Source organism: Pseudomonas sp. IT-P176 (assembly GCF_949767245.1).
In the GTDB taxonomy this organism is placed as follows: domain Bacteria; phylum Pseudomonadota; class Gammaproteobacteria; order Pseudomonadales; family Pseudomonadaceae; genus Aquipseudomonas.
This window is the reverse complement of sequence record NZ_CATKPN010000046.1, coordinates 246,886-260,026: the sequence shown is the minus strand read 5'-3', so window position 1 is coordinate 260,026 and position 13,141 is coordinate 246,886. Positions and strand designations below refer to the sequence as shown.

The window sequence follows — 13,141 nt, the reverse complement described above, 5'->3', positions numbered from 1 at the left end:
TGGCCGCACCGACAATAGAAGGGGGAAAACTGACAATGGGTGTAGAACGCGCAGTCGCCGAGTTGGGCGTGCTGATCTATCCCGGTGCGCAGATGGCGGCAGTACACGGCTTGACCGATCTGTTTGGCGTCGCCAATCGCATTGCCGCCGAGCACCAGAGCGCGCAGTTGCCGTGGTTGCGGGTCAGCCACTGGCAGGCAGAGCCCGGACACGCTCCGCAGCGTGTCTACGACAGCCATCCTGGCCCCGAAGCGGGCTTGGTGGCGCTGCTGATACCGCCGTCGATCGGCGGTTTTTGCGAAGGGCAGGCGTCAGCGCCGCTGATCGGTTGGTTGCGCCAGCAGCACGCAAGCGGGGCAACCTTGGGTGGGGTCTGCGTGGGGTCGATTCTGCTGGCTGAAAGCGGTCTGCTCGATGGCCGTAGCGCTACCACTCACTGGACCTCGGCCAAGCAGTTCGCCGAGCGTTATCCCCAGGTCAAGCTCAACGCCGACACCCCCATCGTCGATGATGGCGATTTGATCACCACCGCCGGCCTGATGGCCTGGTCCGAACTGGGCCTGCGCCTGGTAGACCGTTTGCTCGGGCCGAGCATTGCCACCGGCACGGCGCGGTTCCTGGTGGTCGAACACAGTGACAGCGCGAGCCAGTGCGGCAGCAACTTCGCGCCGATCCTCAGCCATGGCGACGCGGCGATCCTCAAGGTCCAGCACTGGCTGCAAGCCAACGGCGCGGTGGAAGTCTCGTTGAGCGTGATGGCCCAGCAGGCGGGCCTGGAGGAACGCACTTTCCTGCGCCGCTTCCGCACGTCTACCGGCTTGAAACCCACTGAGTACTGCCAGCACCTGCGGGTGGGCAAGGCTCGGGAAATGCTCGAGTTCACCAACGGCACCATCGACCATATCGCCTGGACCGTCGGCTACACGGACCCCAGCGCGTTTCGCGCGACCTTCAGGAAAATCACCGGGCTGGCGCCCAGCGATTACCGCAGCAAATTCGGGGTGTCGCCAACGGCGGTACTGGCGCGGTAACAGCGTGGATCGATCGTGCAAAATGCCGGAGCGTTGGCGCTGGTCGTGCAGAATAAGACAAGCCAGTTGCCAGCCGTGCCCCCCACAGCACGCGAATCGACCGCGCATCCGCCAATATCCAGGGTTGGCCTGATCCCTGCACCGCCCTGAGCTACATTCATCAAGCGCAGATGGCAGGGGGACGCATGACCCCGACTAATCGCAACAAACTGGTGGTGGCCCATTCCGTGCGGCCCCAGGCGCCGCAGCACGAGGTCGAGACCAACCGGGCGCTGGCGCAGTGGCTGGCGCAGATTCTCGGCTGGCCATATGGCGGCAGTTACCACGCGGACACCCATGCCGGGCGCGACCTGTACCTGCTGCCCACCCAGACCCTGGTCGGTGGTGGGGCGGCCCGTCAGTTGGGAGTCAAAGGGCCGGACGATCTGTGGGGCGGCTACGTCGACCACTCGTTCATCTGCACCAAAGCCATCACCCATGGTCTATTGAACAGGCAGGCCAAGGCGCCCGAAGGCTGGGCCCCCTTGTTTGCGGAGCGAGTGCGCCAGGTGGTGCTGGAGGGCATCAGTGTGTTTTCCCTCGAGGACGCCCTGCCAGCGGCCGAGCAACTGCTCGAGCGTGGCCCGCTGCGGCTGAAACCGATACACGCGTGTGCCGGACGCGGCCAGGAAGTGATCAGCGGCCTCGCAGCGTTCCGGCAGGTCCTCGGCCGGCCCGACGCTGCCGACTTGTTCGCCAGTGGCGTGGTGCTGGAGCAGGACCTCAAGGAGGTCATCACCCACAGCGTCGGCCAGAGTTTCATTGCTGACACCGTACTCAGTTACTGCGGCGAGCAATACCTGACCGAAGACGGTCTAGGCGAAAAAGTCTATGGCGGTTCGGACTTGCTGGTGGTCCAGGGCTATTACGCCGACCTGCTCAAGTTGCCATTGGCCGACGACGTGCGCCTGGCCATTGAACAGGCTCAGGTGTTCGACGTCGCGGCGGACGAGGCTTACCCGGGCTTTTATGCCTCGCGGCGCAACTACGACATCGCCCAGGGCCTCGATGCCCGGGGGCAGCGTTGCAGCGGCGTGCTTGAGCAGTCGTGGCGCATGGGCGGGGCCAGCAGTGCGGAAGTGGCGGCGTTGCAGAGTTTCCTCAACCAGCCGGGGTTGTCGGCGATTCGCGTGTCGTCGGTGGAGACTTACCAGGACCAGCCCTTGCCGGCCGGGGCCATCGAGGTGTACCGCGGCCCGGCAGAAAACAGTGATTTTCTCCTCAAGTATGTGACGGTCAAACCCTATGACGGCTAGAAGCGAAACCATTGAAATCGAGATCGACGACGAACACATGAGCGCGACCTTCCTGAGTCCCAAATCCAAGGTCCCGGGGGTGTTGTTTGTGCACGGCTGGGGCGGCAGCCAGGAGCGCGACCTGGAGCGGGCCAAGGGCATTGCCGGCCTGGGCTGCGTGTGCCTGACCTTCGACTTGCGTGGACACACCGGCGGTACGGGCATCCCACTGACCCGGGTGACCCGCGAAGATAACCTCAAGGACCTCTTGGCCGCTTATGACCGCCTGCTCGCCCACCCGGCCATCGATACTTCAGCGGTGGCGGTAGTGGGCACCAGTTACGGTGGCTACCTGGCGGCGATCCTCACCACCTTGCGCCCGGTGCGCTGGCTGGCATTGCGGGTGCCGGCGCTGTACCGCGACGAGCTATGGCACACCCCCAAGCGCGACCTCGACAAGCAAGACCTGCTTGATTACCGCAGCACCCTGGTGCATGCCGACAGCAATCGGGCCCTGTATGCCTGCGCGCAATTTACCGGCGATGTGTTGCTGGTGGAGTCGCAAACCGATGATTACGTACCCCATGCCACCATCATGAGTTACCGCGCGGCGTGCCAGCAGACCCACTCCCTGACCCACCGCATCATCGATGGCGCCGATCACGCCCTCAGCGAGCCCGTGGCGCAACAGGCCTACACCTCGATCCTGGTGGGCTGGATTACCGAGATGGTGGTGGGTGAGCGGTTGAGCATCATCCAGTCCACCTGACAGGCGTTTTTGAGGTGGGAGCGAGCCTGCTCGCGATGCCCGCAAGGACACCGCGGGGAATCAGGCTTGGCACTTCATTGTTGGCGACCATCGCGAGCAGGCCGCAAGCGGGCGCTCGCTCCTACAGTGAAAGTGGGCGTTCAGGAGGGTTTTTTCTCGATCCGCAGCGCCTTGGCCTTGGCTTCCACCACCAGGTACATGGCCACGGTGATCAACAGCGGCAACAGGAAGTAGATCGCCCGATAGGCCAGCAATCCGGCGACCAGGCTGCCGCGAGAGGCCTGGTGTTGCAGCAGGGCGACAAACACCGCCTCCAGTACCCCAAGCCCGGCCGGAATATGGGTGATTACCCCGGCGATGGCACTGATCAACAGCACCCCAAGCACCAGCGGATAGTCGAGTTTGCTCGGCAGCAAAGTAAAAATCACCGCCGCCATCAGCGACCAGTTCAATGCTCCCAGAGCCAGTTGCAGCATCGCCATGCGCAGTGACGGCAGGTTGATCTCAACCCCACGAATCGACCATTCACGACGGCTGGAAAAGCGGCACGCCGCCAGGTAGCCGGCACTCACCAGCAGCAACAGCAGGCCCACGCCCTGCAAGGCCGCGCTGCTGAGCTTCCAGCCCGGTGGCATGTGCACCAGGCCACTGCTGAAGATCGCCCCGGCCACCAGCATGTAGCCAAACCAATTGGTGGCCAGGCTCAGGCCGAGGATCTTGGCGATGTTGCCCTTGCTGACCCCCAGTCGCGAATACAGGCGATAACGCATGGCGATACCGCCGACCCAGGCACTCAGGTTGAGGTTGAACGCGTAGCTGATCACCCCCACCGGCAGGATTTGTCGCCATGTCAGGTTTTGCCCGATGTAGGTGCGGCCGATCAGGTCGAAGCAGGCATAGGTGAGAAAACTCAGCACGGTAATCGTCGAGGCGATGATCAGGGTCCGCACCTTGAAGTCCTGCAGGGTGTCGAACACTTCGCTCCAATCGATGCGGTGGGCGAGCAGGGAGAACAACACAATCAGCAGCAGGAAAAACAGCGCCGTCAGCGGCTTTTTCAGGCGCCGCCAACGGGACGGCGGATGCTCGGCAACGGCGGGGGCGTCTTGGCTTTCAGCGCGATTCATGGGCGTCATCCTGCACCTGAGCTGCTGGCGTGAAAGGCTGCAGGCGCGGTTTGTGCGCCGGCAGCCAACCGGCCCAGGCGGGGAAGTGCCGCAGGCAGTGGAACACCAGGAAGCCAATGGTCATGCGCCACAGCAATCCCCGGGGGCGCTGGTTGGCCGGCATGACCTTACAGTGATGGTCGCTCAGTTCGTCGAGGCGCTCGCACAGCTCGCGGTTGAATGCCCGGTCGCGAATCAGCACGTTGGCTTCCAGGTTCAACGACAGGCTCAAGGGGTCGAGGTTGCTCGAGCCGACCGTGCTCCAGTCCTCATCCACCAGGGCGACTTTGCCGTGCAGTGGGCGGTCGCAGTATTCATAGATCTTCACCCCCGATTGCTGCAGGTAGTCATAGGTCAGGCGGGCCGCCAGCTTGGCCACCAACATGTCCGGTTGCCCCTGCAGGATCAGCCGCACCTCGACCCCTCGGCGGGCGGCGTTGCGAATTTCGCGCAGCAGGCGGTAGCCGGGGAAAAAGTAGGCGTTGGCGATGATCACCCGGCGTTGGGCGCTGCGCAGCACCTGCAGGTACACGTCTTCGATGTCCCGGGGGTGGTCGCGGTTGTCGCGGTAGACCAGGCGCACCTGGCCATCGTGATCGCTGAACGCCAGCTCGCTGCGCCGGTGCTTGCGCCGCAGCCAGCCAGAGCGCGCCCGGGCATGGCGGCCGCTTTGCAGCAGGGCGAAGTGATGGATGTCGACCACCGCCGGCCCCTCTACCTGCACCGCATAATCCTGCTTGGCCTGGGGGCCGAAGTCGGCCAGGTGATCGGCGCTGAAGTTGATGCCGCCGACAAAGGCGATGCTGCCGTCCACCACCACGATCTTGCGATGCAGGCGGCGGAACCAGTTGGTACGGATGCCCAGGCGCCGTGGGGCCGGGTCGAACATCTGCAAGTGCACGCCGGCATCACACATCGCCAGGAGGAATTCGCTGGCCAGTTCACCGCAACCAAAACCATCGAGGCTGACGGTGACCCGCACGCCACGTTGCGCCGCCTCGATCAGAATTTGCTGCAGCTCGCTGCCGACCTTGTCCTCGAACAGAATGAAGGTCTCCAGCAGAATTTCGCTCTTGGCCTGGCGCAGAGCCTCGAACACCTTGGGAAAGTAGGCCTCGCCATTTTCCAGCAAGACCACGCAGTTGTTGCCGTGCCAGCCATAATCGAGGTCGACGAGCGCGCGTCTGGCCGTGGTCGATTCGGCGGCGGAGGCCTGGGGTTCGAGCAGGTTTTTTTCCAGCGGGGCGCTGCTCATAGCTCAATCTCCACCGACAGCGGAACGTGATCGGAAAGGTGCGACCAGGGCCGCGCCGCCAGCACCTGCGGGCGATGGGCCTTGAGGTTGCGCACGTAGATGCGGTCCAGGCGCAGGAGGGGCAGGCGGGCCGGGAAACTGCGCGCCGGCTGGCCATGGTGCTCGCGGAACACCTCGCGCAGGCCCAACGGATTGAGCAGATCGTCGGCGCGCTGGCGCCAGTCATTGAAGTCGCCGGCGACTATCACCCTGGCGTCGGCTGGTAACTCTTGCAGGCGCTTGATCAGCAGTTGCAGTTGTTCATCGCGATGGGCCTGATGCAAGCCCAGGTGCACGCACATGGCATGCACCTGCTGGCCGTCACCGGGCAGGCGTAACACGCAATGCAGCACGCCACGGCTTTCATGGCCGCTGATGGAGACGTCGAGGTTGTCGTGACGGATGATCTGGAATTTCGACAGCAGCGCGTTACCGTGGTCGCCTGCCGGATACACCGCGTTGCGCCCATAGGCGAATTGCGGCCAGAGGCTGTCGGCGAGGAATTCGTACTGGGGCATGCTGGGCCAGTTGCTGTAGCGCCGGGGATGGTGCTCATGGGCGCCGTGCACTTCCTGCAGGAACACCACGTCGGCGCCGACACTGCGCACCGCTTCACGCAGTTCGGGCAGGATGAAGCGCCGATTGAGGGCGGCGAAGCCCTTGTGGGTATTGACCGTGAGCACGGTAAAACGGCGTACCGCGGTGCGGCTTGCACTCGCTGCATCGGGTTGCTCGGCCTGCTCGCCGCTGGTGTCAAACGCCGCCATGTGTGATCCCGCCTGATGATCGTCGGGCTGCCCCCTGTTTGTTGATGACTGTGGGCCAGGGCGGAAAGTTTCGACGGCGTTACAGGCGGTCAAACGCCTGGGCAGTGAAACCTTCATGGGGTTTTGCCGATCTACGCTTGTAGCGATCGCTCAAGGCTGCGATCTTCTGCACACATCACCTGGTCAAAAAGGAGCACCGCGTTTTGTCTCCAATCAAAACCGCGATCTGGCTCGCGCTACTGTTGTGTTGCGCCAGTCCTGCCTTGCAGGCGAATGCGCTACCGGCCATTGCGGCGGTTACCGGTAAAGAGCCGGCCGCAGCGTCCAAACCCGAACCGCTGGTGCAGGGCGGCCTGCTGGGCGCCATCAGTTCGAGCATCGATGACGTCCAGGAAAAGCTCGATCTTAACGAGCACCTGGTACAAGCCTGGCGCCTGCGCGCGGACCGCGCGGTGGACGAGGTGGACCAACTGGTCAATCAGCCTTCGCCGCGTTCGAGTTGGAGCGTGGTCGGCGATTTCCTCCTGCTGAGCGTGGTATGGGGCGGGGTGTTTGCGCTGCTCTGGTTACTCGGTGGCCTGCTGGCCCGACGCCTGGCACGGCATCGCCTGTTGCTCACCCGTGAGCGTGGTCAGGCGTTGCTCGGTTACCTGCTGCCCTACACGCTGCCCGCTTTGATCAGCTTGCCCCTGACCCTCTACCTCAGTCATTTCCTGCCCGCATCGGCAGGCCGCGCACTGGCCTTGAGCCTGGCCTACGCCACCAGCGCCGGGATCTTTGTCGCCTCGCTGTTGCTGTCGCTGGTGGTGCTGTTCAACGTCGGGCACAAGCGCCAGGCAGTGCGCATCCTGCTGCAGAACAGCCCGCGGCCGTTGTTCGCCATGGGTTTTCTGGTGGCCCTGAGCGACGCCTTGACCAGCTCGCAGATCGCCAATCGCCTGGGGGACAACCTGACCAGCAGTATCGCGGTGTTCACCGGCATGTCGGCGTCGATCATCTTCGGCCTGCTGGTGATTCGCCTGCGCAGGCCGGTGGGTCAGTTGATCCGCATCCTGCCGCTGGCCCAGCGCCAGAAACAACCGGCATTGCGCGAGACCCTGCGGATCTTTTCCGGGGTCTGGTACTGGCCGATCCTGTTGATGGTGCTGGTGTCGCTGATCAACCTGATCGGCATCGGCGATGACAATCAGAAGGTCCTGCGCTGTGCCTTGTTCACCACCTTGCTGCTGATTGCCACGGTGTTTATCAGCACCATGCTGCAACACCTGTTCAAGTCCCGCAGCGCGCTGGCGGTGCAGCGCAGCGGTGCCTACAAGGAGCGTTTCCTGAGCCTGTCCCACGCCTTGCTGCGGATTGTCATGGCCATCGCCTTCATCGACATCCTGGGGCGGATCTGGGGCGTATCGTTGTTCGAGTTCGCGGTCAGCAACGCGATTGGCCGGGCGATCAGCGATTCGTTGAGCCGCATCGGCCTGATCTTCCTGGTGACCTGGCTGGTGTGGGTGGTACTCGACACGGCCATTCAGGAAGCCTTGAAGCCGCCGGTCAACAAGCGCAATGCGCGCCAGCCCAGTACCCGGATCAAAACCATCCTGCCGTTGCTGCGCAACGCGATGAAAATCATCCTGGTGGTGATCTGCGCAATCACCACCATGGCCAACCTTGGGATCAACGTCGCACCGTTCCTGGCCGGTGCCGGGGTGGTGGGGCTGGCGATCGGTTTTGGTTCGCAGCAACTGGTGCAGGATGTGATCACCGGGCTGTTCATCATCATCGAAGACACCCTGTCGATCGGCGACTGGGTGGTGCTCGACTCGGGGCATGCCGGCACGGTGGAGGGCCTGACCATCCGGACCCTGCGCCTGCGCGACGGCAAGGGCTTCGTGCATTCGGTGCCATTCGGCCAGATCAAGGCGGTCACCAACCAGTCGCGGCAATTCGCCTTTGCGTTTTTCTCGGTGCAGTTCACCTACGACACCGACGTCGACCAGGCCATCGCGCTGATCCGTGACGCGGGCCGTTCGATCAGCGAAGACCCGTTCCTCAAGTACAACCTGCAAGGCCCGCTGGAAGTGTTCGGGGTCGACAAGATGGACCTCAACGGGGTGATCCTGACGGCGCAGTTCCGCACGGTCTCCGGCGGCCAATATGCGGTGAACCGGGCGTTCAACCTGCGCTTGAAAAAGCTTGTGGATAACAGCCCATGGGTGCATTTCGCGCAGACTTATCCACAGCAGGTGCTGCTGCATGAGCGACACCTGGACCGACCCGAAGACAAGCATGAGGAGGCGGTCGCCGCCAAGGACAACTCAGCGCTGCTGATGCCCAATCCGAGCCACAGTTCTTAAGCGCTCGGCAGACCAGGGTCGGCGACTGGCGCGAGCCGGTACTGGGTCAGCTTCTGCTGCAGCGCGCTGCGTTGTTGCGGGTCCAGTTGCAGCCAGAAATGCTGTACGCCGGCGATCTCGGCCGCCGCCGGCAAGCCGTCGCGGTACACCAGTCGATTGCTGGCCAGGGCCGGGACTTTCTGCCCCGGCAGCAAGGTGCCGACCAGGTTCAGCGGATCAACCCCACAGACGCTGACCAGGCTGCCGTCATGGGGGCGGCGGCGCACTTCGCGCAACAGCGGGATGGCTTCGGGCAGGGCGAACTGCTCGCCGGCCAGGCCACTGACAAAACGTCCGCCGCGGATCTCCCCGCGTGCCTCCAGGCGATGAAAGGTGCGCAGCAATTCCCGCCAACTGGGCAGCCAGTCCGCTTCGCGCTCCAGCAAGCGCCAGAACACCACGCCGTAGCGGCGCAGCAAGGTCATGGCGATGTGTTCAAGGGTGCCTGCGGGTGTGCCGCGCGGGGCATCGCTGACGGGGGCGGCTGTGCGACGCAGCAGGGCCCAGCGTCCGGCATCGTCCATCCCACCGACCAGGGGCCCGCGCCCGCGTCGGCTGCTGCGGGCCTGGCGTTTGCTCGCCGGGGTGATCAGTGCGCGCAGGCCGGCAAAGCTGTCGGCATTCACCAGGCCGGCGCCGACCAACTCCTGCAAGGCGATCTCCAGTTCACTGCGCAGCAGGTGCGCCTCGTGCAGCAACTCATCAAAAAACAGCGCGCCGTGTTGGCTCAGGGCCTGATGGACTTTCTGGGTCTTGGGCGACAAATCCTCGACCTGTGCCTGTTCGGTCAAGCTGCTCCAGAGTGCCGCTTGCGCCCTGGGCAACAACACGATCGGCGTGCTGCGCAGGGCCACGCTGGCGGTCTTGTGGCGCGCACTCAAGCGCGTCCAGACCAGCTTGCCGCTGCGGCACAGTTCATCCAGCCAGGTGGCCGAGTAGCCTTTGAGTCGCGCCGGCAACAGATCACTGTCCCAGGCCGAAGCCGCCGCCGGGTAGCCTTCGAACTGCGCGACGATCACCGACAACATGGCGTTGCCCTGGCCTTGGGTTGTCGCGGACAGGTGCTGCCAGTCAAACAGAAATCGCATGAAGTCCTGCAGGGCCACCGGTTCGATTTCCCGGCGCAGGCGCTTGACCGTGTAGCGATGGATCCGCGCCAGTAAATGCCGCTCGCACCACTGTTCCTGCGTCGCGCCTGGGCTGAAGCGCCCACGCAATACGTAACCGTCGCGCTCCAGTTGGGCCAGGCCTTGCTCGACCAACAGCGGCATCAGCCCCAGGGCGGCGGCAATCTCACTCAGGGGCAGTGGGCCGAAGGCGCTGAGCCGGGCGCGGAGCAGCTCCACCAGCGCCTCATCAGGTGCCCACAGCTGGTCAAAGCCTGGTAGCGGATGGAGCGGCGGTTGCAGCAGCGCCTGTGGATAAACTCCTTGCAGGCAGCTCAGGCGCTCCAGCGCCAGCCACAGGCCATGTTCGGCATCGATGGCCAGGCGGCTGGCGCGGCCTTGCTCGGCCAGCTCCCGTAGCCACGGCAGCCATCGATCGTTCTGCTGCACCTCGTTGTCGGTGATGGCTCCCAGGCTCATCAGCGCTTCATGCATTTCATCGACGCTGGCGGGTTGCGGCCAGGCCTCTTCGCGCACCGACTCGATCGCCTGCGGGTCCAGGGCGCCGAGGTCATCGGTCGCCTGCGGATCGCTCCAGCGACGGCTGAGCACCGCTTGCGTGCGACGTTCCTCCAGAGGCGCATCGTCAAGAAAGGTGTAGGGCCGGGCGTTGAGTATTTCCGCCGCCAGGGGCGAAGGGGCGGGTAGGTCGCGACTGATCAACCGCAGTTCGCCCTGCTCCATGCGCCGCAACAAGGCCAGCCAGCCGTTGCAGTCCATGGCTTCGTGCAGGCAGTCGTCGAGGGTTTGCTCAACCAGTGGGTGATCGGGAATTTCCCGTTCACCGGCGAGGTTTTCCAGGCAGGCGATCTGGTCGGGAAACACGCTGGCGATCAAGTCTTCACTTTTCATCCGCTGGATCTGCGGCGCCACCTTGCGGCCACCGCTGTAGCGCGGCAGCGCCAGGGCCACGCCGGCATTCCAGCGCCAGCGCACGCCGAACAGCGGGGCGTCGAGCACTGCCTGGACGAGGATCTGCTCGGCGCTGTTGCTGTGCAGGTAACGCCAGACGTCCTGCAGTTCAAAACTGTGGCTGGTGGACAGCGACAGGACGATGGCGTCCTCGCTGGCGGCGGCCTGCAATTCGAAGTTGAAGGTGCGGCAGAAGCGCTTGCGCAAGGCCAGGCCCCAGGCGCGGTTGATGCGGCTGCCGAAGGGCGTGTGGATGATCAGTTGGGTGCCGCCGGACTCATCGAAAAAGCGCTCCATCAGCAGCGTGTCCTGGGACGGCAGGGCGCCGAGGGCCAGGCGCGCGGGGGCCAGGTAGTCCACCAGTTGTTCGGCGCAGGCCAGGTTCAGGCCAAGGGTCGCGGTCAGCCAGGCCAGGCTCGGTTGCAAGTCGCCGGGCGTGGCGCCCAGCAGTTGGTCGAGCTGGGCGTGCAGGCGCGCCACGGCGTAGGACAACTCGGCGCTGCGCCCCGGTGCTTCGCCCAGCCAGAACGGGATGGTGGGCGGTTGGCCCTGGGCGTCCTCGACCCGCACCTTGCCGGTTTCGACCCGCAGGATCCGGTAGGAGCTGTTGCCCAATTGGAAGACATCGCCGGCGATACTCTCCACCGCGAAGTCTTCGTTGACGCTGCCGATGTTCAGCCCCTGGGGCTCCAGCAACACGCTGTAGTCGGCGTTGTCGGGAATCGTCCCGCCGCTGGTCACGGCGGTCAGCCGGGCCCCGCGGCGGCCGCGCAAGGAACCGCTGACGGCGTCGCGGTGCAAGTACGCACTGCGGATGCCTTGGCGACCGTTGTAGCCTTCGGCAAGCATCTTCAGCACGGCCTGGTAATGGGCCTGGTCCAGCGCGGCGTAGGGTGAGGCGCGGCGCAGGGTGTCGAACAGCGCCTGCTCCGGCCATTCCTGGCAACTGACTTCGGCGATGATCTGCTGGGCGAGTACGTCCAGCGGCGCGACGGGGATCAGCAGGCTATCGAGCTCGCCCCGGCGCACGCAGTCGAGCAGGGCGGCGCATTCGATCAGGTCGTCGCGGGTGGTGGCGAACAGGCGCCCCTTGGGCGTGCCGCCAACCTGGTGCCCGGAGCGGCCGACCCGTTGCAGGAACCCGGCAATCGAGCGCGGCGAGGCGATCTGGCAGACCAGTTCGACGTCGCCGATGTCGATCCCCAGTTCCAGCGACGCAGTGGCGATCAGCACCTGCAGCTCGCCGCGCTTGAGTCGTTGCTCGGCATCCAGGCGAAACTCCTTGGCCAGGCTGCCGTGGTGCGCGGCCACCGCGTGCTTGCCCAGGCGTTCGCTGAGGTGGCGGCTCAAGCGTTCGGCCAGGCGCCGGGTGTTGACGAAGACCAGGGTGGTGCGGTGCTCGCGGGCGAGGGTGGCGATGCGCTCATAGACCAGCTCCCAGACATCGTTGGCCATCACTGCCGACAACGGCACGGGCGGCACTTCGATGTCCAGGTCCCGGGGGCGGGCGTGGCCGATGTCGACGATGTCACAGGGGCGTCCAGTGCCCACCAGGAACCGCGACACCGCGTCGATGGGCTTTTGCGTGGCAGACAGGCCGATGCGCAGCAGCGGCTCGCGGCACAACGCCTGCAAGCGCTCCAGGCTCAGGGCCAGGTGGCTGCCGCGCTTGCTGGCGGCCATGGCGTGGATTTCATCGACGATCACCGTGCGGGTGCTGGCGAGCATTCGTCGGCCCGAGTCGGAGCCGAGCAGCACGTAGAGCGATTCCGGGGTGGTCACCAGAATGTGCGGCGCGCTTTTACGCATCGCCGTGCGCTCCTTTTGCGGGGTATCGCCGGTGCGCACCGCGGTACTGATCTGCAATTCAGGCAGTCCCTGCTGTTGCAGTTGCGCAGTGATGCCGGCCAGCGGGGTCTGCAGGTTGAGCTGGATGTCGTTGGACAGCGCCTTGAGGGGCGAGACGTAGACCACCCGGGTTTCGTCAGGCAACTCGCCGCCCAGGGCCAGGCCTTGCCGGACCAGGTCGTCGATGACTGCCAGAAACGCGGTGAGGGTCTTGCCGGAGCCGGTGGGCGCGGCAATCAGGGTCGAGCGGCGCTGGCGGATCAAGGGCCACGCGCGCGCCTGGGCGGCAGTGACCGTCGCGAAGGTGCTGCTGAACCAGGCGCTGACGGCGGGGTGAAAGCCGTCGAGGACGCTGTCGGCGGACTCGGGGAGATTCATGGGCTCAGTTATGCGACGGCCCGGCCCAAGTTGCAAGTGCGCGCGCAGTGCGGCCCAGCGCTGCCCCTGGCTGCGACTGCAAAGGCTGCGGTTGGCAGTTTATAAGTGACGGTTGCGTATTAAACCCGCAAAATGTAACGATTCCGGCA

8 protein-coding genes are annotated in these 13,141 nt (G+C 64.8%); 4 read left to right on the top strand and 4 right to left on the bottom strand.

The features are described 5' to 3' along the window. Positions 1-35: 35 nt before the first annotated feature. The 3 genes from ACM6IP_RS13825 (at position 36) to ACM6IP_RS13815 (ending at position 3,074) form a co-directional block, all read left to right on the top strand. Entirely contained in the window at positions 36-1,031 is a 996-nt protein-coding gene (locus ACM6IP_RS13825; protein ID WP_414861673.1) for a GlxA family transcriptional regulator, read from the top strand. Between the two features lie 185 nt (positions 1,032-1,216). Continuing rightward, positions 1,217-2,326: a DUF3182 family protein gene (locus ACM6IP_RS13820; protein WP_414861672.1), complete on the top strand. Its 1,110-nt coding sequence runs from the start codon at positions 1,217-1,219 to the stop codon at positions 2,324-2,326. Continuing rightward, positions 2,316-3,074 carry an alpha/beta hydrolase family protein gene (locus ACM6IP_RS13815; RefSeq protein WP_320333117.1) on the top strand — a complete coding sequence of 253 codons (759 nt, stop codon included), beginning with the start codon at positions 2,316-2,318 and terminating at the stop codon, positions 3,072-3,074. Before ACM6IP_RS13820 ends, ACM6IP_RS13815 begins: the two co-directional genes overlap by 11 nt. Before the next feature lie 140 nt (positions 3,075-3,214). On the opposite strand, the gene ACM6IP_RS13810 is transcribed toward ACM6IP_RS13815, so the two are convergent. From ACM6IP_RS13810 to ACM6IP_RS13800, 3 genes are read right to left on the bottom strand one after another with little or no spacing between them, the layout of a single operon-like run. Next, positions 3,215-4,201, bottom strand: coding sequence for a lysylphosphatidylglycerol synthase domain-containing protein (locus ACM6IP_RS13810; protein ID WP_414861671.1), 987 nt, complete (start codon positions 4,199-4,201; stop codon positions 3,215-3,217). Next, on the bottom strand, positions 4,188-5,495 hold the full coding sequence (gene clsB / locus ACM6IP_RS13805) for a cardiolipin synthase ClsB (protein WP_414861670.1): 1,308 nt from the start codon (positions 5,493-5,495) through the stop codon (positions 4,188-4,190). The genes ACM6IP_RS13810 and clsB overlap by 14 nt, the downstream gene beginning before the upstream one ends. After that, a complete protein-coding gene (locus tag ACM6IP_RS13800) occupies positions 5,492-6,301 on the bottom strand; it encodes an endonuclease/exonuclease/phosphatase family protein (protein ID WP_095166195.1) in 810 nt (269 codons plus the stop codon). Before ACM6IP_RS13800 ends, clsB begins: the two co-directional genes overlap by 4 nt. Before the next feature lie 203 nt (positions 6,302-6,504). Here ACM6IP_RS13800 and ACM6IP_RS13795 point away from each other — a divergent pair, with 203 nt between their 5' ends. Then, entirely contained in the window at positions 6,505-8,649 is a 2,145-nt protein-coding gene (locus tag ACM6IP_RS13795; protein ID WP_159998173.1) for a mechanosensitive ion channel family protein, read from the top strand. Here ACM6IP_RS13795 and ACM6IP_RS13790 read toward each other — a convergent pair. After that, on the bottom strand, positions 8,646-12,992 hold the full coding sequence (locus tag ACM6IP_RS13790; protein ID WP_414861669.1) for a DEAD/DEAH box helicase: 4,347 nt from the start codon (positions 12,990-12,992) through the stop codon (positions 8,646-8,648). The two genes, ACM6IP_RS13795 and ACM6IP_RS13790, sit on opposite strands and share 4 nt — an antisense overlap. Positions 12,993-13,141: the final 149 nt, after the last annotated feature.